Here is a 23697-nt window from a genome sequence, read left to right as displayed (position 1 = left end):
TTCTTTCTTATTTAATAAGGTCCCCAATTGATCATGACACCGATACAAATAAAGACAAGGCCGATGACGAACCAAATGAGCGCAAGCGGTACCATAAAACGCAGCCATTTCACGTAAGGAATCCCACTTGCAGCCAAGACAGCCATCAACACACCTGAAGTCGGATTCACGCAGTTGACCACCCCTTCACCGAGCATCACTGCTTCTACCGCTACTTGTCTCGTGATACCCATTAAATCAGCAAGCGGCGCAAGAATCGGTATAAAAACAACCGCTTCTCCTGATCCTGATGAAATCAAAAAGTGAAGGAGCGCACTGGCGATATACATGCCGATCGCACCAGCGATTGGACTAAACCCTGTCAGCATACTCGCAAGCCCATTCACCACAGTATCAAGCAGCTTGCCGTTTTCCAAAATGACTGAAATGCAGCGTGCCATGCCGACAATGAGTGCGCCGTATACAAGGCTTTGACAGCCGACAATAAACGTTTTTGCAATATCATTGGCAGCTAATCCCCCAAGCAGGCCAGCAGCAATTGCCATGAAAATGAACACACCAGCCATTTCCTTATCGGTCCAGCCGAGCTGAAGCGCACCATATAAAAAACCCCCAAGCGACAAACCGCACACCGCTAAAATCAGCTTATGTCTACCGGTGAATTCAGGCTTGTCCACAGATTCCGCATCAGCTCCTCCTAACCCTTTAGCTGGAAACCACTCGTCACCAAGCAGGCTTCCCTTTTCTTTATTTTTCAAGCGTTTTGTATATAAATAGATGTACACAATACTAGATAGGAGAAAACAAAGATAAATGATGACACGCAGCCCAATACCAGAAAAAATCGGCAGTTCTGCAATCGTTTGTGATAAACCTAATGGAGATGGAGACAAAATAGTTGCGTTAAAACCTGCATAACAGCCGATGTAAATAACCGCCGCTCCAGCCACTGCATCCCACTTTAAAGAACGTGCCACAATGATCCCAATAGGAATAAAACCAATGACTGAGTTCACCACAATTCCGGTCGTCCCAAGTACAGAAAACAATCCGCCAACAATACAAATAAACAACAGCTGTTTCGTTTGGAACCGGCTGATGACATTGTGAATCATCCCGTTAATGGCACCTGTCTTTTCCAAAATTGCAATGGTTCCGCCAGTAAAAAGAATCAGAAAAATAATAGAGGATGAACCAACCATCCCTTCTTGAATCGCTGTAAAAAAACCAACCGGACTAACTGGTGATTGATCAATACGGTGATAACTGCCAGGAACAGCTGTTGTGATCTCTCCTGACGTTTTCCGATCAAATTCACCGGCTGGTACAAAATACGTTGCGATCGTACAAATTAAAGCAATCATAAATAAGAGTACATACGCATCCGGCATCTGAAGTTTTCTTTTTTGTTTCTCAGGTGCTGATACTGTTGCTGTTTTCATCTGTCAAAACCCCTTTGTCCCGATCGGAATTTCACTTAATTTTCTGAATAATCAAATGATGTGTTATATTATAAACACTGATGATATTTAAGATCAATATTATTTCACTAAAAGAATGTTTTGGCAGATTATCTGTCAGCAAGGAGGCTTCTCATGACAACTTTGACAAACGAGATGAAACAAACCGTGACAGACATCTTTGAACATCTGCACACCCATCCAGAAATCAGCTGGGAAGAGACAAATACGACAGCTTATATTGAAGCTCTATTAAAGAAATTAGGCTGTAAAACGAGAACATTTGAAGACTGTACAGGGGTAATCGGTGAAATTGGGGAAGGCGCACCAGTGGTTGCTGTGAGAGCCGATATTGACGCACTGTGGCAGGAAGTAGATGGCGTTTTTCAAGCCAACCATTCATGCGGACACGATGCACATATGACGATGGCACTTGGGACATTCATGGCATTGAAAGAAAAAGAACTTCCAAGTGGCACGATCCGATTCATTTTTCAGCCTGCCGAAGAAAGAGGCGGCGGCGCTTTAAAGATGATCGAAAAAGGTGTGTTAGCTGACGTCGATTATTTATACGGGGTGCATGTGCGCCCAATTCAAGAAACCTTAAACGGACGCTGCGCTCCTGCCATTTTGCACGGATCAAGTAATCATTACGTCGGGACCATTCTAGGGGAGGAAGCACACGGTGCACGCCCGCACCTTGGGGTCAACGTCATCGAAGTTGCATCTACGCTTGTGCAGAGACTGGCGCATATCCATGTCGATCCACGAGTCGCCCATTCTGTGAAAATGACCAATTTAAATGCAGGCGGCGGCAGCTCCAACATCATACCTGGCAAGGCCTCTTTTACACTCGACGTTCGGGCACAGACAAACGAAGTGATGGATGAATTAGAAAAGGAAATTGAAAGAGCATGCCATTCTGTAGCGGATGCTTTTGGCGCCTCTATCACACTTTCAACTGATCATCGTCTTCCAGCTGCGACATTAAATGAAGAAGCTGTGGAGATCATGTCACATGCTATAGAGCAAGTGCTAGGCAAAGAACAGCTCGATCCACCGATCGTGACGACAGGCGGAGAGGACTTTCATTTTTATGCAGCAAAGCTTCCTCATATTAAATCGACGATGCTCGGTTTAGGCTGTGATTTAAAACCTGGGCTTCATCACCCTTATATGACATTCGATCGCTCTGCGATTTTGACCGGCATTGAGATTTTGACGGAAGCTGTATACGAAACACTTCAGCAGCATTCATCGTAAAATAAAAAAACCACCCGTCTTTCCTGAAGCGGGTGGCCTCCTTTATTTTACGCATTCACATCTGTCATTGCCGGTACATTGATTTCTTTCACACAGGACACCCTGGATAGATGAATGACACATCTCGCCAGCTCGACAATATCTTGTACAGGTATTCTCGTTTCATCATACAGAGCAATGGCTTTTTCAGCGCCATCTTCGTACGGAACTTCTGCCGCCAACTCTCCTGGATTGATACAGGTAACGGATATTTTATCTTTCCTTACGTGCTCTCTTAGTGCGTTCACAATACCACGAAGCCCAAATTTAGAAGCAACAAAAGAAACCTGAGACAAATTCGTATGGTCAAGTCCCGCAGTAGAACCAATGACGATGATCTTTCCATTCTCAGATGTCCTTACGTGCGGAAGCAGAGCTTGGATGTAGGTAATCGTTGAGGTAACGTTCACATTGATTAAATGAGCGATATCCTCCGGTTGATCAAGATCGAAAGAATAATCATCTTCAAAGCCGCGTTTCTCCCATAAACCGACGTTATAAATGAGTACATCAATTGTCTGATCCTTCAATGCTTCGAGCATAAAAGGGATATGAGTTTGGCTTGATAAATCGATCTTCAGCCAAATTCTACGCACTCCATCGTCTATGTTCAAACTGCTTGGTTCACTTCGTGACACAATCCATACTGTATCTCCACTTGAAGGAAGACCTTTTACAAAGGCATCCCCTAATCCTTGACTCGCACCAAATATGATATAGTTTTTACTCATGCTTCCTCCTTCATGGCTCACTTACAAGCTTCCATCCATATACCCATTCATCTGTAAGCGTTTTATACCTATATCATACAATGTCTTATACATGCCTGCCCCTTTTATGCTCATCTTCACTTTCTAAATGGCCTAGCTTCCTTATTTCCTTTAATTCCGCTGGTAACGCACGCTCTTCTATAAAGCTTTTGATCATGTCGACAAAAAGTTCTTTCTTTTCAAAAGTAAACGTATGTCCAATGTCAGGAACGATGAACCCGGCTGCATTCGGGTGTGCATTCGTGATTTTTTCTGCTGACCTAGTCATAATGCTCTTTTCCTTTTCTCCCACTGTCACAAGAATCCGTGCCTTCGCTTGTTGAAACGTCTCAGGGAGCTTGTAATGAAGATTTTCTTGAAACATCGTAAGCAGCGTCTTCTTCTGCAATTGTTTGGAATCCGCTGCATAATGATCCAGTACATCGTTTGGAAGTCCCATCTTTTCTGCTTGCAGCTGGATGAACCAATCTTTCTTTAATAACGGATATGTAAGAGGTAAAATGGGCCTTACCATCAAATAGAGCCATGGTAATGGCAACACAAGGGCGCTATTGATAATGGCGATGTCTGCGATGTCTGGCTCTCTCGATAACACATCAACGGCTACCTGTGCACCTAGAGAGAAGCCAATTAGAATGACTGTACGACCATGTGCATGCTCCTTTATCCATGAAATGATTTCAAAAGCACTTTCTCGCATGGAAAACGACGTTTCATTTGCTCTTGTCCCGTGACCGATAAAATCAGGGGTATAGCATTCATACGTTTCTTTGAATATTTCCATATGCTCCTGCCACATCCAGCTGCTTACGCCTCCACCGTGCAGGAAAATCATCATTGGTTTTTCCACCATCGACAACTCATCCACCATCCTTATATATAAGAAAAAGCAGTCGCTTTTTGAGCAGACTGCTTTTTCCATATGCTCCCTTCTATTATAAGGGAACTGTTATACAATTGGCTATTTTTTCAAATCTTCGATCGAGTTGACGTTTTTCATATAAGTCGGAACAACGAGACCCATGCGAAGACCCTTCATACTTGTACCGAGGTCATCATATTTTCCTTTAAACTTCGCTGCATACGTTTTATGCGTATTTGGAAGCCATGCAGATAATGATGCATCAGCACTTCCGGTTGCAATTGCTGTCCACATTGGGCCCGCTTCAACCTGAGTCAAGGTCACTTTAAAGCCAAGTTCACGCAATACCTCTGCGGCCACATTGGTACTTGCAATCTCACTATCCCACGCAACGTAGGCAAGATTGATTTTGTCACCGTTTGACTTTTTCACGCCTTTTGTCCATTTCGCTACTTGATCTTTATGCTTTTTCACATATTTAACAGCAGCATCCGTCGGTTTGACGCCATCCTGAATATCAAGCATCACTTCGCCCATGTCATCTTGAGACCATTTAAATTGACTGAGCATTTTGGCTGCTTCCGGCTGATCCTTCGCAAATCCTTTACGTGAAATGGTGTGAATTTCTTCTTCCTCACCATATGATTTTTTCGGATCATCTAAATATTTTAAATCGTAGCGGGAAAACATCCAGTGAGGATTCCAGCCAGTGATGATAATCGGTTTTTTACGGTCATACGATTTCTTCAATGTCGCTGTCATCGCTGCACTTGAGGCAGACACAACCGTCCAATCCTCTAAACCGTAGTCCTTTTTCGCTTGATCCGTCAGCGCCATAATACCTGAACCCGGATCAATACCGATAATCGTTTTATTCACTTGCTGTGCTGCACTTGCATTTGAATCTGATTGTGCACCACAAGCGGCTAGTAAAAAGACAAGCAGGGCGGTCATCCCAATGTAGAGAGACTTTTTCCACATTAAGCATTCCCCCTGGTTTTTTTCGTTTTAATGTTTTGTGTAATACGATCCAGTGTAATCGCTACGATAACAATGGCAATACCAGCTTCAAAACCAATCCCTGTTTTCAGCTGCGTTACTGCACTATATACTTCCGAACCAAGTCCTGGTGCACCAACCATTGCCGCAATGACGACCATGGATAGAGCAAGCATGATACTTTGGTTAATCCCAGCTAAGATGGTTTTTGTAGCAAGTGGAAGCTGAACTTTGAACAAACGCTGGAATGTCGTTGAACCAAAAGCTTCTGTTGCTTCAATTAAATCAGATGGTACTTGTTTAATCCCAAGAATGGTCATACGAATCGTTGGCGGCATAGAGAAAATAACCGATGCCACAACGCCAGGTACTACTCCGATGTTAAAGAAGAAGATTGCTGGTAAAAGATAAACGAATGCAGGCATTGTCTGCATTAAGTCTAAAATAGGTGTGACAATTTTACGCACCGTTTCCTTCTGTGATGCCCAAATACCGATCGGAACCCCGATCACGATAGAAATGACCACAGCTGTCAGAACGAGCGCAAGTGTTTGCAGCATTGGCTGCCAATAGCCTAAATAGTCGATCAGTAAGAATCCAATAAGTGTGAAAAGAGCAACTCCTCTTGTACTGATCCACCAAGCAATGCCGGCAAAGATAAGCGTTAAAATAATAGATGGAATGACGCCAAGTGCAGCTACAATACCATTTACTGTTCCAGCTAATCCATTTGTGATGCCATCAAAGAAACCACCAAAGGTTAATGTTAACCAGTCAACAAATTGATCGATATAATCCGCGAACGGAATTCTAGGTAAATCACTCATACTAAACATCTTATTCTACCTCCTGTGCAGAAGGCTCTTGTGCTTTAATTTCCTCTAGCTTGTTAGAAGACATGTTGATATATTCATCATTACCTGATAATGCACCAATCAATGCACCTCTGACCACAATACCCTTCATTCTGTTTTTCTCATCTACAACGGCAATTGGAATATTTGCCGCATCAGATACTGCATCAAAGATCTCTGTTAAATACGTTGATTCCAATACTGTCGTAAATTCTTTATCGAGAACAGTTTCTAGCGACGCACCCGTTTCTGCCGCTTTTTTCGCTGCTTGTGCAGAAATAACACCTAATAAATGCTTTTTCTTATCTACTGCATAGATAGACGAAATACCAAGGTTCTTCATGAGCGTGAGCGCAACACGTGCCCCTTTATCAATCTGAACTGTTTCTGCACGTTTCATAATATGACCAGCGGTTAATACTTTAGAAAGGTCTACATCTTCAACGAAACGTTCAACATACTCGTTCGATGGGTTCATCAGAATTTCTTCTGGTGTTCCGATTTGAACGATATTCCCGTCTTTCATGAGGACAATGCGGTCGCCAATACGAAGCGCTTCATCTAAATCATGCGTGATGAAAATAATTGTTTTTCCTACAGACGTATGAAGCTCAAGCAATTCATCCTGCATGTCTTTACGAATTAATGGATCTAGTGCGCTGAATGCTTCATCCATTAACAAAATATCAGGGTCATTAGCTAGTGCACGTGCCAATCCAACACGCTGCTGCATACCGCCACTTAATTGATTTGGGTACTGCTCTTCAAAACCTTCAAGTCCAACAAGCTTTAAAGATTCAAGTGCTTTAGAGCGGCGCTGATCCTTCTCTACACCTTGCAATTCAAGTCCGTATTCTGTATTCTCCAGAATGGTACGATGCGGGAACAATGCGAAGTTTTGGAAGACCATGCTGATCTTTTTCCGTCTGACTTCACGCAATTGATCCTTTGACATATTTGTTATCATATCCCCATCAATATAAATTTCGCCGGAGGTTGGTTCGATTAACCTATTCAGCAGCCGCACAAGTGTGGACTTTCCGCTCCCTGATAGCCCCATGATGACAAATATCTCGCCGTCATACACATCAAAATTTGCTCGATTGACACCAACTGTTGCGCCGGTCTCTTTTAGGATTTCTCTCTTTGTCTTCCCTTTTTCAAGCATTTGAGATGCTTTTTTAGCATTTTTACCGAAAATTTTAGATACATTATTTATCTTGATTTTGATCTTTCTCTCTTCAGAATTCATTTTTTCCCTCCAAATTAGCATCTTTATAACCGTAACATAAGCGTTATGATGCGAACAATCTTTAGAATTCGCTTATTTCCGTACAATATGTATGAATTCCATATAGAGGTCTGGTGATTACAGTTTATACGCCGTATTACTCGTAAATCCTATAGAATGCTTCATAAACTACATATTTTACGGGGTATTTTCTCTCACCAGACAATATTTTACTGGAAATTCCTTATTGTGCTAAAAAATAAGTCAAATCCTTGTGGTAGCGGGCTTTTTCTTTCATCGGTGAACCATGCCCCTGAACAGGATTTACCCGAAAAAGGTCACATAAAAACCTTTTTTCTCAAATTTTAATCAAATTCATGAAAAAACTGCCTGCAACTTTCGTTACAGACAGCCTGTTTTTTTAGGACTCTAGGGCAGCTCTCTTAATATTATCTTGAAGTTCAAGCATACGTTTTGTTCCGTCCTCACGTAATCGTTTGTTTTCTTCTTCAATCTGTTTCGTCTCTTTCATCCCTTGTACAATCGTATTAAAGGATGATTCGATCGTTTCAATGTCGATGCTTGGACGACCTGATAATTTAGCAATCTCAACACTTTGACTTGAGATATTTTCAGCATTTCGTTTCAGCATTTCATTCGTTCTTCTGTCCAGCTCACTCATGGAATCAGCCACAAGCTTTTGTCTCTTCGCTGTTACCGCTTGAATGATTCCATTTTTGAAAATTGGAATCGTAATGATGAAGGCAGAGTTAATTTTCCCGATTAATTTCGTATTACCACGCTGCAGCAAACGGATTTGCGGTGCGGTTTGAAGTGCCACCATCCGTGCCATATCAAGATCATATACACGTTCTTCAAGCGCTTGAATCCCATTACGAAGCGTATCCAGCTCCATTTGTGCCAGCTGGTTTCCCCCCGCCGCTTTTTCTTCATAAGAAGGAACCAATTGTTTTAATTCTTCGATCTTCATTTGCCCTGCGACGACATACTTTTCAAGCTCCATATAGTATTGAATGTTATGCTCATACATTTCTTCAAGCGTAACCGTCGATTTGGTCATTTCATCTTTGTATTTACTGATTTCCACATTAATTTTTTCAATTTCTGCACCGAGCGTTTGATATTTGCTGAAAATCTTCTCGATCATGCTGCCACCGCGTTTAAAGATTTTTGATAACAAACCGCCCTTTGGCTCGTCAAAATCATTTTTATCAAAACGATCCATAATTTTTCCAAGCTGTGTAAGCATCGTTCCTGAGTCTGTGACACTTGTTGAACGCATCATAGAGAGAATACGGTCAGAAAACTTAGAGATTTCGACAGCCGGCTGTTTTCCGTATTCAAGCAGTTCAAGCTGATTTTTGGCATCAATCTGTCTCGCAATGTTTTGGACTTCTGGTTCATTGCGCAGCTGAACGCGAATATCGTCTGCCTTTTCAATCGTGATTTCCTCTTTATCAATTGAAATGATGTCATTTCCGTTTGTATTTGTCATAAGCTTTGATCTCCTTATCGGTTTTTAATGGATTGAAATAACTTTCTCACAATGGACGGCTCTTTAAACTCTTGGTTCATGACCATTTCATCAAGCCAATGTGTATCAAATAATTGATCGTCTATATACCGCTCTATACACTGATAGCCGGCGGGATGATAGACGAAGAGATCCACACCCATTTCATTTAGGAAAATCAGGGCAGCCGCATCAGAACGAGTCAGCTCACCATTATATTCCGTATGGTATAAAATCACTTTCGGTACAGTCTGGGCATAATCAAAGGTTTGAATGAGTTCAATTACATCTTGGTTCATATGCAAAAGCTGCTTGAATAAATAAATACGCACATCTAATTCGGTCTCATGACCTTCTTTTAACAGCTTCGGATGCTGACAAATTCGAGAAATGGCCTCTGCGATCGCACGCTGCGTGCCCTCATACAAATGCGAGAACTGCCACACATTGCTTTTCATTAACAAATCAGGGTCAACTTCTCCTGCTTTAGAAAGTGCATGCTGATAATGAAATTGATAATTCGAAGACACTTCTTGTGTGAAAGGGAAATGACGGATCGTTTTCGTTTCTTTCCCCTCCATTAGCGTATGGATACGGTCCCAATATTCTCGCTTGTCTCTCGTCACCCCCATCATCTTCGCAAAAAGATTCGGAATCTGTATGGTGTCACGGTCTGCTTTGAAATTCGGGCGGATAAACGACCGTTCCTTTGCAATTAAAAACAGCTCATCATACGTTGTCTTTAGCGTAATAGAATGAGGGGTATGATCTCTAAATTGCCATGGCTTATACAGCATGGAATCTTCTGTGTGAAGTACCTCTTCAAGCTCTCTTGTCGAACGATATGCCACCGTTGATTTCCTCTCAGGCTTTTCAGTAGGGAACGGTTCAAGCTTTGACGTCCCTGGATACTGATCAATAAAAGTCAGCTTTTCTTCTGGATCTAATTCACGAAATTGATCCTTGCCTTCTGGATGAAACAGCACCACATCACAGCCAATCAGCATGACATAGTAAAGAAAATAAAGCTGACTTTTATTCGCCTCTCCATACCAAATGACAGCTGGCATTTTTTCTTCCAAATTGCCTTCCTTCAGCCATGGTCCTAGATGATTATTTGAAAACTTCACTACATCTAGCAGCACGCGGCGGAAATCAGGATGCTGGAATCCCCCTTCATGCAACTGCTTGAAATGTTCAAACACCTGGATTAACGAAAGGCGAATATGCCGGTTCATCACTGGGTTTGGATGACGGACAATGAGCTGTTCACCGTCTAAGAAAGCCACAAATCGATTCACGGACAATCCCTTTTCTTCCTGATTGATCATATGAATCCGCTGGAGCGCTTGAAAGTGCTCCGGCTCAATATGCCGGTTGAGGGTTTCACTTAAAATATGCATGCCGTCAGTTTCGTATAATTCATGTAAATAAATAAAATAATCGGTTGCATCATGCGGAGTTCCAAGGACGCGGGCAGCGAGACGCGGCAAGGATAAAGTGTGCTCGTCCTTGACGTAGCCATCTCGTTCAGGGAGCGGCTTTTTCAGCAGGTTTTTCCAGGCTTCCTGTTTCGCCCGTGTCTGGGTTACGTTGATTTCTTTATAGCTCACGCCGCTCCTTCCTTTCTCCTATATTTTCTCGAAAGCTACTACTATCATATCATTCAGCCTTCTACTTCTGCTATCGAATCGAAGGCTTTTTTGCTGTGTTCATCTTCTTTGCGACAGAAGCGGCGATTTCGTCTGCCGCCGCCATGCCAGAGGCTGTCGTCGGTTCAAGCGATAGATCAACATCTAAGACTTCCCCATGACTCGGAGCGAAGCCTTTATCCGCTTGACGTATGAGATCAGCATCTAACAAGGAGTCGCCCGCACCATATACATATTCAAGGTGTAGCCTTTCTTTTAGAAAAGCAACAGCAGCCCACTTATTGAGCGGCTTTGGAATAAAATACAGTTTCCGGCCTTGAAGGGAAACTTGCCAGCCTCTCTCCTCACCCCACAGCCTTAATTCAGCGAGCGGAATATGAGAAAGAAACTCGTCTTTCATAATTAAATAAAGAAATCTTCCCTCAGCTGTTCGAGTACGTTTCACCCAAGCGGCAACCGGAAGTTCAGAGATCGCCCGCAGCATATCTATCACTGGCATACACTCTTGCAGTCTCTCATCTACAATCGCCTGCCACTCCTCAAGCGGCTTACCGTGATGAAGAATACAGCCGCCGTTTGTCGTGACGGCATACTCTGGTTTAATCTCTTGCTGAAAGAGAGTGATTCGTTCAAATTGTGCTGTCGTTCTTGTCGTCACTGGGATAAACCAGCCTGCTTGATGAATTGCCTGTAAGGATGCTTTCGTTTCAATCGACATGTAGGAAAGCGGCCGGTCGTCCAGCACCTCAATTAATTCGTATGCTCCCTTGTATGCATACTGCTCCAGCATTCGATGTGAGTATATCAGTGTCCGGTCTAAATCACTGGCAAATGCGATATTCTTCATGACGATTGCTCCAATGGGCGGATGAGTCCGCAGCATGTGTAGGACATGTTGGCATATTCAATGACGGGCACGCCTCTGTCCTCTGCGAGTAGTAAAATGTGCTTGAGCTTTTCCCGAGATCCAGGCTGAATAAGTACTTTCCAAGGGACTCTTCTGAGCAGCACACGGGTCGTCTCACCGACGCCCGGCTTAATCAAATGTGTATTGTCTATTTTGAACTCCTGACCAATTGCTTCAATGGATGTCATTCCCCGCCAATCAGGAGGCGTTCCTTGTGCGAGCAGGGTCTCTGCTTTCTCTTGTACATTTGCCTTAAGTTCAGAAAATGCTTCTTCAATTGTATTCACGTACAAATTAGAGACATCCTCATCAATGAGCTCTTCATAATACTTGGCCCCATGGAAATCATCGGCATGGATCCAGCGGTTGTTTAGCACCGTTCGACTAACTAGGCCAGAGACCGTTGAATTCAAGCAGGCACTTGGAATGAGGAAATCCTCTCTCGTTCCGTAAACATTTGTACAATAACCAGGATCAGCAAGCACAGCTAACTCACTCGAAAGACGAATTCCATACTTCTGTTCAAAATCAAGCACCGCTTTTTGAAGCTCTTTGGAAATAGCACCTTTTCCGGTCCAACCGTCAATAAAGGCAATCTCAAAACCTGGATGTTCTTTGAGGATATAATGCAGCGCATTTTCATCTATTCCGCGGTCACGAATAATAGAGATGCTATAATGCGGCAAATCGAGACCATACGTCTTTCTGATATACCGTTTAATGAGCACCCCGATTGGTGTCCCAGCCCGTGCCAAGCTGCAAAGAACGGTTTGAAATCCTCGCTTTTTCACAATTTGTTCTGCGACAACCGCTACGGCTTCCGCTACCTTTTGCTTACTTTCTTCAAGAGATTGATAGAATAAGTCCATATAAGATGACGTCGGCTTATATTCAATTGGCAGCATTTCTGAGTAATGGGCACCGCTTTGAATAGAGCGCTCCCGCTCTTCTGTACTTTTCTCCATCTCAATCGACGATAAATCCTTGAGTAAGAAGGTTACGTCCTGCTCTGGATAGCTTCCCATCTTTGTATACACGTTAGCCATTCACCTTCACCTCATCTGATAAAGTCACAATATGCACATGCTTCACATGCCGCTCAGCAAATAAGTGGATCAGCGGCATCAAAGCTTCTTGAGACACCTTTTTCTCAAAAAACAAAAAGACATCATCGTACTGATCTTTAGGGATATTGTACACGTAGTGCTGAATGCGGGCATCCTCTGGACTCAAAAATGCGAATCCGTTTTGAACAGCGTACCCTTCCTTTTCAACCGGATGAATCGGACTTCTTGTCGTCGAATGAAAAAGGACACCTTCGCCCATATGAGTTGCAAGTCTCATCGGCACATACATCAATTCTCCTGTTCCTAAGCAGAGTGTCTGTTTTCCTTTTCGTTTTCGCTGAAGCTTCAGCCCAGCCTCAGCAGTTGCTTGATCAATGGCGTCCGTGTCCGCTGCGTTTAAACCGAAACGACCTGTTTCATGGATATACGGCGAATGCCCCGCCGGATTGACTGCATGGGAAAGTGAATATGGCACTTGCTTAAAGAAGGGTTGAAGAGAATGAAAAGAGAGTTCAGGTCTTTTCTCTTGCGTAGCAATTTCATACGAATAAGCAGGCTCATCCAGCGTTGTCCCCCGAAACATCATCTGCCCTTTTAATAAAGATAATGATGTGATATTTACACCTAGCTCCTCTTGAAGCTGAAGCATTGCTTCCTCGTGCTCCTCTGTTCTCCAATCTAAAATGGATAGAATCGTATAAGAGGATCTAGGGTGCTTTGCGTGCAGATCCCGAATGATGTTCATATTTGTCCGGCCTGTCGTGACCTCATCATCTACTAGCACAATCGGGCGATCCGTCCGAAGTAAGGCGTCGTCTGCGTAGCAAAGCTGATCTGTCGCATGAGAATGTTCCTCTTCAAATACGAGTGAAGGATCAAGATCCAACAGCTGTTCACGTGTCGTATGAATGTAAGATGCTCCTTCTATGACGTCATACACACCATGACCAAGCGCAGTTGCCGTTTCAGCAAAGCCGATCACAATCGGCTCGTTTACCGCCGAAAGCTTCTCTTTTTTGAGCGCAGCATAGGCTTCGGTTAACTTAACATGATCATTCGTTTTTAGTGCTTCTACTATATCGTCTTGATGCGGGGGCGTCTTGCCTGTTTGTTCTTTTGCATAAGCCATTGCCAAAAGACCTGAGACGAGGAGTGGTTTCAACGGGTGAACAGGCATATGTTTCCCGAGCACCTTACTAACAAATAAAAAGGCTCTCTTTTTGTTCACCCGTGCCGCCATGTCAAAAAGATGTTCTTTTTCAAGCTGAAGCGTACCCCCTTTGAGGTTAAGCTCCACCTCCATATGTTCCAAGATGTTCAGCGTATGCGGCTTCTGATTCTGTGAGTATGTCGATATAGCTTCTATTTTCATGAAACACCCCGTAAATGTCTGACTTCATTAAAATGTTTTCCGCCCAGCGATAGTGCGGCTTCGTTTCGTTCATTTTATTAGAGAAGGTACTCTTCATCACGCCGACTGTACCATCTGCATGTTCTAAAATACTTAATGCATCCATGTACTCTTCCTTTGTGACAACGTACATGCTTTGAACTGGCTTGAGATGCGTTGGATGGATGACTGTCTTGCCATGAATACCGTTTACCACATCCAACCTTGTCTCTTTGAGCAGACCTTGCATATGATCGAGTTCAGATGAGGAAGATTCACCGCTCTTAGAAATTGCACGGATGAATGGATTTTGTTCTTTTCGTGCCGGTCCAAAATGCTCCCATACAGCACCTGATATCACAAAAGAACGACCAAAATAATTGATGATATCTGTGATCAACTCAGCAATGACTCTGATCTCATAAATAGTGGTCTCGCGATCACGGCGAATGCCGTATAATCCACACAGATCCGTTGCCCCAATGCGAATATTCAAAATATATTCCTCATCATTCAGCATGATCTGCTTTAACTCAGACAACACCTGATATCTCGTTTCTTTTTCTAGTAAATCTGGTGTTTCTAAAATGGGCATTCCGTATAGTGTTTTCTGAGTTTGTGCTGAAGCCTGTTTCAAACTGTTCATATATTCCTTTGCATTGTGAACGGAGCACTTCGGAAACACAAAACCAGTCAGTAAATGAAGAGAGGGACCGAGCAAATCTGCCATTTTGAGCAGCTGTTTGGGCGAACGAACCCGAATAAATAAAAGCGGCAAATGCTCAGCTATTTCTGGAGAGTGATGAATTGTCTCAGAAAGGCAGGTCAATTGTGCCACTATATTCTGTTCAGCCATGTCCACTTCCTGATCACCAATGGCGTCCTCCAAGCAAAACACAACAGAGCAAAGCGCTTCATATTTCTGCGAAAGCAGCATGTCTGCTACATCCTGTCTTGTCGCAGGCATATACAAAGTAGCACCTAATGCATGCGCAAGTACATGCCTTGGCGTCAATGAATGAACTGCCGCCGGCCGCTTTAAAAAAATATCGTGCTGCCTCGTCTCTGATAAAAAACGAAAATATCGCATGCAGTGCCACCTCCTGTTGTAATGACTTGATGATTCAAAAAAGGATGGAGCCGCTAGTCAACTCCATTCCTTTTTGATCGTCCTATTCTTCTTTTGAAGCCGCAGCTTCGTTTGTTACACCTTGATGCTTCTTCTTATTGATTTTATGAACAATAAACGTTCCGATAAACGCTAGGATAATAATCGCAAAGAATGCAAGATGCGGGATTTCAATATGAGCAGCACTTAAGCCCATTTTGATGGCAATAATTCCAATGAGAATAAATGCCGTATTCTCAAGCTCTGGTATACGGTCGATGAGCACAAGGAATAATTGTGCCACTGTACGCATCATGAGAATTCCAAGCATTCCACCTAAAAGAAGAATCCATACTTCCTCAGATACAGCGAATGCAGCAAGAATACTGTCTACCGAGAAGGCAAGGTCCATAATTTCTACAGAAATAACAGTTGCCCAGAAGACGCCAAATACACGAATCATCCAGCCTTCTTTTTTCAATTCCTTCGCTTCGTCATCTCCGTCACCTAACCAGAAGTGCTTAATGACCAGCCAAGCTAAGTATGCAGCGCCTAGTACCTTAATCCACCAAAACTTAATAAGCAGCATCCCTACGCCAATAAATAGAAAACGGAAGAAATAAGCGCCAATTAATCCGTAGGTTAATGCCTTTTTACGCTGTTTTTCAGGTAAATGTTTCACCATAACAGCTAATACAAGTGCGTTATCCGCTGACAACAAACCTTCAAGCACGACAAGGGTCCCAATAAGCCCCCAAGAGACAGGGTCTGTTAATACCTCTGCCCACATATGCCAATCAAAAAACGAGGCATACGTGTCCAACATATGTTTCAAAATGTCCAACTGGTTTTCCTCCTATAAGTGTAGAAGCATCAGCAGGCTTTCGCCTGCTGTTATTCTTGATCGCTGTTTCTTTCTCACTTTGGAAAATACCCTCATATGAGTCATTGGCAGCGCCTCTTGAATGAAGTTGTTTCTTCTCTTTACACTTCTAACCCATAATTTTGACAAAGAGCTGCAAGTCCGCCAGAGAATCCGCTTCCGATTGCGTTAAACTTCCAATCGCTGCCGTGTCTATATAGTTCGCATACAACGACAGCTGTTTCAATTGAGAAGTCCTCGCCTAAATCAAAACGAATCAATTCTTCCCCGCCCTCTTCATTTACAACACGAACAAATGCATTAGAGACTTGTCCAAAATTCTGGCTGCGTGCCTCTGCATCATGAATCGTAACTGTAATTCCGATACGATCAATGTTAGCAGGAATTTTCGAGAAATCAACGAGAATTTGCTCGTCATCTCCATCTCCTTCACCCGTACGGTTATCACCGGTGTGAGTGACACTGCCACTTGGATGCTGCAGATTATTATAGAACACAAAGTCTGTATCTTGTTGACAACGATTGTTTGCATCTACTAAGAAAGCCGAAGCGTCCAAATCAAATTCGGCTCCGCCTGAATATTTATTCGTATCCCAGCCAAGTCCGATCATCACTTTTGTCAGCCCTGGGTTGGTTTTCGTTAAATCGACACGTTGTCCTTTTGAAAGCTGAATCGCCATATTCGTATCTCTCCTATCTTCTGAAAATATGAAAACGGGCGTTACCCGATATCTAAGCCGAAGTCTGTTGCAATGCGGGCAAGTCCGCCTTGATAGCCTGATCCAACAGCTGAGAATTTCCACTCTCCGCCATGACGGTATAATTCACCTACAATAATCGCTGTTTCAATTGAAAAGTCTTCTGCCAAATCATAGCGAATGAGCTCTTCATTTGATGCCGCATTTAAAATGCGGACGTAAGCGTTAGACACCTGTCCAAAGTTTTGGCTGCGTGCTTCTGCATCATGGATTGTAATGACGAAGGAGATTTTCTCAATACTTGCTGGTACAGTTGAAAGATCAACATTGACCTGCTCGTCATCTCCGTCTCCTTCACCTGTACGGTTATCGCCTGTATGTACGATACTTCCGCCACCGCCAGTTGTTTGATTGTAGAAGACAAAGTCAGATGGAGAGTTTGCTTTCCCTGCTGCATCTAAAAGGAATACGCTTGCGTCTAGATCAAAGTCATGTCCGCCATCATACTTGTTTACATCCCAGCCAAGACCTACGACTACTTTTGTTAAACCTGGATTCGTTTTTGTTAAATCAATTTTTTGACCTTTCGCTAAAGAAATTCCCACTAGGAACCTCTCCCTTCTAATTAAATGTAGTTTCTCGTAATATCGGCAAGCTTCGCATCGTTTGTACCATTTCCTACAGCTACAAACTTCCACTCATTCTCGTGGCGATAAAGCTCTCCAACGATTAATGATGTTTTACCTGCATATTCATCTTTCAAATTATATTTCACTAATTCTTGATTGTTTGAACGGTCAACAATTCGGATGTAAGCATTTTGAATCATACCAAAGTGTTGGTTTCTTCTAAGTGCATCATAAATGTTCACAACGAACACCAATTTATTCACATTGCCTGGCACCTTGCTTAAGTTGACGAGGACTTGTTCATCATCTCCGTCTCCTTCACCTGTCAGGTTGTCACCTGTATGCTCAACACTACCGCATTTGCTTTTCAAGTTACCAAAGTAAATCAAATCTTTATTTTCAACAAACTTATCATTTTTCAGCATCAGCACTGAAGCGTCACAATCAATATCAGCGCCGCCTCCGCCGCCAAACAGCTTTCCAAGAAAACCGCCGCCTTGTGACACAGGGTCCCAGCCAAGTCCAACTAGAATATTGGTTAGTCCTGCTTTTCCTTTTGTTAAATCAATACGTTGACCTTTTTCTAATGTAATCGCCAAATCAATCACTCCTCCAGCATAATAAAAATCTATTTATTAAGCGATGGACCCTATTAAAATCATCATACATGAAAATTCGACAAAATTCATGAAATGACATTGGAGCCTCTTACTCTTTTTTCTATTTACTAGTATATACGATCTATGTATAAAAGAGGTTTCAATATGATGATATTTTTTTAAAGAAAGATCCATGACAAAAATGATTCATGTCGTAAAAGAAGTGTTTCATGTGAAACATTGTCGAATGTTCCCGTTACACAGCCTCTCGCTTAAAAACAGGACGCACACCCACTTCATATGTTGATATAGAAAATTCATGTACATAGCTGTGATAAACCCTTTCATTTCCTTCCGTTCCTGACTTTCTTTATACTTATGGATAGAATTCAACGTATTGATGAAAGGGTGTTGATCATGCCATCACTTCATATATTAGATCAAGTCGCCATCCCTAAAGGCCAATCCGCACAAGAAACATTGGTTCATACGACAGAGCTGGCCAAGCTTGCGGAAACACTGGGGTATGAGCGGTATTGGTTTGCTGAACACCACAGCACGAGAGGACTCGCGAGTACAGCGCCTGAAATATTAATGGCACATATTGCTTCACACACATCGACTTTGCGCACAGGCTCTGGGGGTATTTTACTCCCGCAGTACAGCCCTTTTAAAGTAGCAGAAGTCACCCGCCAGCTTGAAGCCCTTTACCCTGGACGAATTGAGATCGGGGTTGGTAAATCCCCAGGCGGAATTGAAAGGACGAGACTCGCTTTGACAGACGGCGTCAAGAAAGAACTGTCTCAATTTGACCGCCAGCTGGAGGACCTTCTTTTTTACTTATCTGACAGCCTGCCTTCTGGTCATCGGCATGCAGGAGTGAAAGCGGCTCCGCTCGTTGATTCTTATCCGCCAGTCTGGTTGCTTGGACTCGGGGAAAACAGTGCCATCAAGGCGGCATCACTTGGAATCAACTATATTTTCGGACATTTTATTCACCCTGCACGAGGCCGGCAAGCTTTTGAAGCGTATCGGTCACACTTTTCTCCATCCGTTTTCTCACGTCAGCCTCAGTCTATGTTTGCTGTCTTTGTGATCTGCGCAGACACAGACGAGGAAGCAAGCCGCATTGCCACCAGTACAGATTTATGGCTACTTCGGGTTGAAAAAGGGCTGGACAGCCGCGTTCCTTCTATAGAAGAAGCAGAGAACTATCATTACACTGAGCAAGAAAAGAAAAAAGTGGTACAAAACCGCCAGCGAATGATTGTTGGCTCAAAGCAAACAGTGCAAGAACAGCTGAAAATCTTAATGGACCGTTATCAAACGGACGAGATGATGATATTAAACAATTCATTTGATCCAATGGAAAAACAGCGTTCCTTTGAACGAATCGCAGAACTATTTTGAAGCCAATCTTTCATTGGCTTCTTTTTTTACATTGTCATAAAAAATGGGAAATGTAACATCGAGATGTCAAAAAGCTTCCTTCTGTCATCTGATCGCAAATGTGTCTTCTAATCGTTAGCGAACTGTAAACGCATGGTAGGTGTACCTTTTATATAGTAGAGGTACATATGAAGTAACGGTTTACAATGCTGAGAAAGGAAGGAGATGACTGGCCATGAATAAACGACTCGACTGGGTGGATGCGGCTAAAGGAATCGGCATTCTGCTCGTCGTTATGGCACATGTACCCATTCCTGATTCATTCAAGCAATTTATATACTCTTTTCATATGCCACTCTTCTTTTTACTATCAGGTATGATGTTTCGATCATCCTCACAACCTGCTATGTCATTTATACAGAAAAAAGCAAAAAGCTTGCTCTTACCTTATCTCTATTTCTCCATTATTACGTACGTTTTCTGGTTCACGGTGACCCGATTTTTCGCCTTTAAGGGGCAAACAGATATTGATCCCTTCGTTCCATTTACGGGAATTTTCATTTCAAATGCCGATGAAGCAAGACTGACGCATAACCCAGCCATCTGGTTTTTAACGACGCTCTTTTTAGTGGAAATGTTGTTTTTCTTAATGCATCGTCTGACAAAAGGAAAACCAGCTGTATTGATTTTACTGACCGTCCTTTGCGGCGGAGCCGGATATGCTTCCACGCTATTGTTAAACCAGAGTCTCCCTTGGAATGCCAACGTTGCGTTAACGGCTGTTGTGTTTTATTCAATCGGATTTTTAGCAAAACAATGGTTTGTGGAATTAAAAACAGATCCTACCCTTCTGTTATGTACAGGTCTGCTTGTACTGACTGCATATATGCAAAGCTTTAATTCACGAATTGATATGCGGGTCAATGACTATGGGGATCTATTCATTTTTTATGCTTGTGCACTGCTCGGTTCAGCTGCTGTTATTTATTTAAGCTTCAAATTGAAAACGTCCACGATATTGACGTATCTCGGACGTCATTCCATTGTGATTCTCGTCCTGCAATTTGCCGGTATCGATATCATGAAGGCATTTGTTTATTACGGACTAGGCATCAATATCTCTGATACAACGCAGCTTTCTTGGACGCTCTTTTATACGATCGGTACATTGCTGCTCATGGTGCCATGTATCTCTTTCTTGAGCAAGTATCCTATGCTGCTCGGCAAACCAGCAAAGTCAGCACACCGCTACAAAGAAAAAACATCCGCCGGCTAATGGGGCGGATGTTTTTCTATTATTCATCATTTAATTGAGATGGATAAAGTGTCATTCCTCCATCAACAAATAATGTAGTACCTGTAATATAGGCCGCTTCTTTCGATACGAGAAATGCAGCGGCGGATCCAATCTCCTTTGGATCGCCAAACGTTCTCATTGGAATTTTCTCAAGCTGCTTTTGTTTTTTCTGTTCATCTTGAAGGTCGTCATTTGATTCCGTTGCCATTGTACCTGGTGCAATCGCATTGACCCGAATACCCGCTTCGGCATAATCAAGAGCCAGCGTCTTCGTCATCATATTCATTCCTCCTTTAGAAGTAGAGTAATGAACATTGAACGGACGCGGGATCTCTTGATGGACACTGGATATATTCAAGATTGATCCTTTCACATCATGCTCCATCATATAGGCGATTGCTGCCTTTGCTCCTAAAAATGAGCCTGTGATATTCACATCAATGACCTTTTGCCATTGTTCCAACGTCATTTCATGCGGCATTGCTTCTTCACCATTAAATCCCGAATTATTGACGAACACATCTAGTGCGTTAAAATTCTCCAGCGCGGCATCCATTAACGCCTGAATCCCTTCCTCTTTGGAGACATCTGCGTGTACTTTCACCGCCCTACCTCCATGCTGTTGAATGGCTTGTACTGTTTCTTCAGCACCCTCTTCATCACCTTTATAATTCACAACCACGTTCATTTGTTCTTGTCCAAACCTCAAGGCGATGGCTTGTCCAATCCCTTTAGAAGAACCTGTCACAATGGCTGTTTTCCCTTTTAAATCTTGATACATCTTCATTTCCTCCAATCACGTGCTTCATCTTGTTGATACACAATGGTTACCCATTTTGAAAAAAAGAAAAACACAATCCTCTTGAATACAAAGGATTGTGCTGTTCATCAAGCTAAAAGGTGTTATAAACATTCTCACATGTTTCAGCTGTGGGCTGGTAAAAGCAATGTGACTTATACCTTGCCACAAACGGCTGATTGTACCAAGTGGATGGACAATTTCCAGGCGGTTTGAAATACCAAAGACTGAATTTCGCAGGCCAAAATCGTTCACCATTAATGTTCCTCCGTGCAAGTGTCTTTTCACTTTCTCGTGCTCGCTGATAAAAATAGCCATGCGTGACTGCCTCAAACGCATGCTCCTGATAAATCATTTGTGGAATCGTACGCAGCCCTTTAAAGTCAGAACAGTTGGCACGCAAACGATTGATGCCTACATTTCCTACAAGCAGCATCCCTTGTTTCCCTTCACCTTCCGCTTCGGCTCTCAGCAGTCTGGCCATTAAATCAATATCAGAGCTTGTCGCTCTTACCACTGCCATACATCCACCTCCCATTCATTTCTCTTTTATTTTATGTAGGGTTTCTGTGTAGATGACTGCCATTTTGAAGGGAAAAGACACATTCCGTGTCGAGAGCCTGTCTAAATACCTCAACATTTCGCTGGACAAGTGTCTCTATGTCAACAACACACAAACCTAGTGATCATACACATCACAGGAAAAAATATTCATTACTAACGACTCATTTACAAGTCATAAAAATCCTTCTATTTGCTACATCTTCTTCAAAAACAGTCATTTGAACCTATTCAATAATCCGACTCAAAACCTTAAAATATAAAATGTTGAGTTTTTACAGGAGATTTCAAACAATAAAATACACATTTCTCCTCTCAACATAGTGTCATTTTTACTACTTGAAGTGGATGAACCTTTCGAACGCACTGAGGTATTGACAGTACTTTCGCTTCATTCTACAGTAAAAAACATACAGTATTTTTCTTTTTGTGCAAAAAGAACGATATGAACTAAAGCTTTCCAATGAAATTCACCATAAAACCCGAGGAGGAAAACATCTCATGTTTAAAAAGAAATTATCCCTGTTTCTTCTGATTTTGTGTGTAACTGTTGTCGCTGCTGCTTGTAGTGGTGGAAAAGACAAAACTGCTGCGAAAGAAAGCGATACAAAAAAATCCCTTGATGCAGCTGAAGTAAAAGTAGAAAGTGCTGAGTACACTTTACCACCTCAATACGATACATCTGTTCAGGATGATCAATATGTCCTAAAAGTGAATGTATCTGTAAAAAACATCAGCAAAGAACCATTGAATGTGGATAAAAGCAACTTTACGCTTTACCAAGATGACGCTCAGGTGTCTACCATCTCTCCTGATGACTACAACGAAGTATTATCTTCAAGCTCTCTAAATGCAGGTAAAGTATCAAAAGGTGGTCTTTTCTATGTAGTTGATAAAGAAAAAGACTATCAACTTGTCTACACAGAGCCTGGTACTGGATCGAAAAAAGATGACAAAACACTAGAATTCGATATTAAAGGAAAAGACTTGATGAAAAAGGCAGATACACTTCAAGCGTCTGCAAAAGCCCTTTCTTCTTATATTGATGTCATGATTTTTGGCAAGAAAAATGACGATTTCGAAAAACTAACAGGTGATAACAAATCAACTGTCGTAAACGAATTTGATAAATCATTCAAACAAGGCTACATTTCTTCTTCTGGTATTTCATCTAGCTCAGCAAAAGACGAAAACCTTGATAAGCTTCTAAAAGCTGTAAAAGAAACATTAGCTGAAAAATCAAAAGTATCAACGAAAACAAAATCAATCAGCGGTGATAAAGCTGTCGTGACTGTGACACTTACACCAATTGATGCAAGCCCGCTTGTCGATCGTTTAAAAGAAAAAGCAACTGAATTCTACAGCAAAAACCGTACAGCATCTTATGATGATGCACAGAAATATCTACTTTCTATCTATCCAGATGAATTTAAAAAATTAGGACCATCATCTTCTGAAGAAACTGTAGAAGTGAACATGAAGAAAAACGATATCGACCAATGGAAACTTGATTTGAACGACTACAAAACAAGCTCGTTGGTTGAAAAGTTCATCAAGAACTAAAGAAAAACCCCCGGTTTCCGGGGGTTTTCTTTAGTCTTTTTTTGATTGATGTCTATATTTGATTCCGACATACAAACAAGTAAGGAAGAAAATGGTGACCCACACCCACAAGACATTCACCATCAATAATGTGGTGGCTACTA

22 protein-coding genes are annotated in these 23697 nt (G+C 42.3%); 4 read left to right on the top strand and 18 right to left on the bottom strand.

From position 1 onward, the window contains the following. Positions 1–11: 11 nt before the first annotated feature. Positions 12–1442, bottom strand: coding sequence for a YfcC family protein (locus NST73_RS01705; protein ID WP_007498311.1), 1431 nt, complete (start codon positions 1440–1442; stop codon positions 12–14). A 153-nt stretch (positions 1443–1595) separates the two neighbouring features. On the opposite strand from NST73_RS01705, the gene NST73_RS01700 reads away from it, so the two are divergent. Continuing rightward, entirely contained in the window at positions 1596–2723 is a 1128-nt protein-coding gene (locus tag NST73_RS01700) for a M20 peptidase aminoacylase family protein (protein ID WP_335350186.1), read from the top strand. 47 nt (positions 2724–2770) lie between these two features. Here NST73_RS01700 and NST73_RS01695 read toward each other — a convergent pair whose 3' ends face one another. The 15 genes from NST73_RS01695 to NST73_RS01625 form a co-directional block, all read right to left on the bottom strand. Beyond that, positions 2771–3493, bottom strand: a complete 723-nt coding sequence (locus NST73_RS01695; protein ID WP_058336326.1) for an SDR family oxidoreductase — start codon at positions 3491–3493, stop codon at positions 2771–2773. Between the two features lie 85 nt (positions 3494–3578). After that, positions 3579–4454: an alpha/beta hydrolase gene (locus NST73_RS01690; protein WP_024718997.1), complete on the bottom strand. Its 876-nt coding sequence runs from the start codon at positions 4452–4454 to the stop codon at positions 3579–3581. Between the two features lie 39 nt (positions 4455–4493). Then, positions 4494–5375, bottom strand: a complete 882-nt coding sequence (locus NST73_RS01685) for a glycine betaine ABC transporter substrate-binding protein (protein WP_041091220.1) — start codon at positions 5373–5375, stop codon at positions 4494–4496. Continuing rightward, positions 5375–6220 carry a glycine/proline betaine ABC transporter permease subunit OpuAB gene (gene opuAB, locus NST73_RS01680; protein WP_024718999.1) on the bottom strand — a complete coding sequence of 282 codons (846 nt, stop codon included), beginning with the start codon at positions 6218–6220 and terminating at the stop codon, positions 5375–5377. Before opuAB ends, NST73_RS01685 begins: the two co-directional genes overlap by 1 nt. A 10-nt stretch (positions 6221–6230) precedes the next feature. Next, the gene (gene opuAA / locus NST73_RS01675; RefSeq protein WP_096880961.1) at positions 6231–7499 is read right to left on the bottom strand and encodes a glycine/proline betaine ABC transporter ATP-binding protein OpuAA; all 1269 of its coding nucleotides are present in this window, start codon (positions 7497–7499) and stop codon (positions 6231–6233) included. A gap of 400 nt (positions 7500–7899) precedes the next feature. After that, on the bottom strand, positions 7900–8994 hold the full coding sequence (locus tag NST73_RS01670; protein ID WP_024719000.1) for a toxic anion resistance protein: 1095 nt from the start codon (positions 8992–8994) through the stop codon (positions 7900–7902). Positions 8995–9008: 14 nt separating this feature from the next. Continuing rightward, on the bottom strand, positions 9009–10625 hold the full coding sequence (locus NST73_RS01665) for a YceG family protein (RefSeq protein ID WP_035703101.1): 1617 nt from the start codon (positions 10623–10625) through the stop codon (positions 9009–9011). A 70-nt stretch (positions 10626–10695) separates the two neighbouring features. Continuing rightward, positions 10696–11511, bottom strand: coding sequence for an HAD family hydrolase (locus tag NST73_RS01660; RefSeq protein WP_058336322.1), 816 nt, complete (start codon positions 11509–11511; stop codon positions 10696–10698). After that, positions 11508–12617 carry a cysteine protease StiP family protein gene (locus NST73_RS01655; RefSeq protein ID WP_342499323.1) on the bottom strand — a complete coding sequence of 370 codons (1110 nt, stop codon included), beginning with the start codon at positions 12615–12617 and terminating at the stop codon, positions 11508–11510. The genes NST73_RS01660 and NST73_RS01655 overlap by 4 nt, the downstream gene beginning before the upstream one ends. Next, positions 12610–13941: a phosphoribosyltransferase family protein gene (locus NST73_RS01650; RefSeq protein WP_342499546.1), complete on the bottom strand. Its 1332-nt coding sequence runs from the start codon at positions 13939–13941 to the stop codon at positions 12610–12612. The genes NST73_RS01655 and NST73_RS01650 overlap by 8 nt, the downstream gene beginning before the upstream one ends. Then, complete coding sequence (locus NST73_RS01645) at positions 13925–15118, bottom strand: HpcH/HpaI aldolase/citrate lyase family protein (protein WP_342499322.1); 1194 nt, start codon at positions 15116–15118, stop codon at positions 13925–13927. Before NST73_RS01645 ends, NST73_RS01650 begins: the two co-directional genes overlap by 17 nt. An 82-nt stretch (positions 15119–15200) precedes the next feature. After that, positions 15201–15980, bottom strand: coding sequence for a TerC family protein (locus NST73_RS01640; protein WP_008342130.1), 780 nt, complete (start codon positions 15978–15980; stop codon positions 15201–15203). Between the two features lie 140 nt (positions 15981–16120). Beyond that, complete coding sequence (locus tag NST73_RS01635; RefSeq protein ID WP_007498343.1) at positions 16121–16699, bottom strand: TerD family protein; 579 nt, start codon at positions 16697–16699, stop codon at positions 16121–16123. A 41-nt stretch (positions 16700–16740) separates the two neighbouring features. Next, the gene (locus NST73_RS01630; RefSeq protein ID WP_008342133.1) at positions 16741–17322 is read right to left on the bottom strand and encodes a TerD family protein; all 582 of its coding nucleotides are present in this window, start codon (positions 17320–17322) and stop codon (positions 16741–16743) included. Between the two features lie 20 nt (positions 17323–17342). After that, complete coding sequence (locus NST73_RS01625) at positions 17343–17945, bottom strand: TerD family protein (RefSeq protein WP_008342134.1); 603 nt, start codon at positions 17943–17945, stop codon at positions 17343–17345. Positions 17946–18362: 417 nt separating this feature from the next. On the opposite strand from NST73_RS01625, the gene NST73_RS01620 reads away from it, so the two are divergent. Together NST73_RS01620 and NST73_RS01615 are read left to right on the top strand one after the other, a co-directional pair. Continuing rightward, entirely contained in the window at positions 18363–19355 is a 993-nt protein-coding gene (locus tag NST73_RS01620; RefSeq protein ID WP_342499321.1) for an LLM class flavin-dependent oxidoreductase, read from the top strand. Positions 19356–19569: 214 nt separating this feature from the next. Further along, positions 19570–20610 (top strand): acyltransferase family protein, encoded by a 1041-nt coding sequence (locus NST73_RS01615; protein WP_017366554.1) that lies wholly within the window; start codon positions 19570–19572, stop codon positions 20608–20610. Positions 20611–20629: 19 nt separating this feature from the next. On the opposite strand, the gene NST73_RS01610 is transcribed toward NST73_RS01615, so the two are convergent. Together NST73_RS01610 and NST73_RS01605 are read right to left on the bottom strand one after the other, a co-directional pair. After that, positions 20630–21412 carry a glucose 1-dehydrogenase gene (locus NST73_RS01610; protein ID WP_017366553.1) on the bottom strand — a complete coding sequence of 261 codons (783 nt, stop codon included), beginning with the start codon at positions 21410–21412 and terminating at the stop codon, positions 20630–20632. A gap of 112 nt (positions 21413–21524) precedes the next feature. Continuing rightward, entirely contained in the window at positions 21525–21953 is a 429-nt protein-coding gene (locus NST73_RS01605) for a cell wall hydrolase (RefSeq protein ID WP_008342138.1), read from the bottom strand. A 539-nt stretch (positions 21954–22492) separates the two neighbouring features. Between NST73_RS01605 and NST73_RS01600 the strand changes: the two genes are divergently transcribed. After that, positions 22493–23554: a DUF4352 domain-containing protein gene (locus NST73_RS01600; protein WP_039166404.1), complete on the top strand. Its 1062-nt coding sequence runs from the start codon at positions 22493–22495 to the stop codon at positions 23552–23554. Positions 23555–23697 lie beyond the last annotated feature (143 nt).

Origin of the sequence: Bacillus sp. FSL W7-1034 (genome assembly GCF_038593365.1) — a bacterium.
In the GTDB taxonomy this organism is placed as follows: Bacteria; Bacillota; Bacilli; order Bacillales; family Bacillaceae; genus Bacillus; species Bacillus altitudinis.
Note: the sequence above shows the minus strand (reverse complement) of the source record. Positions and strands in the feature narration are given on the sequence as shown.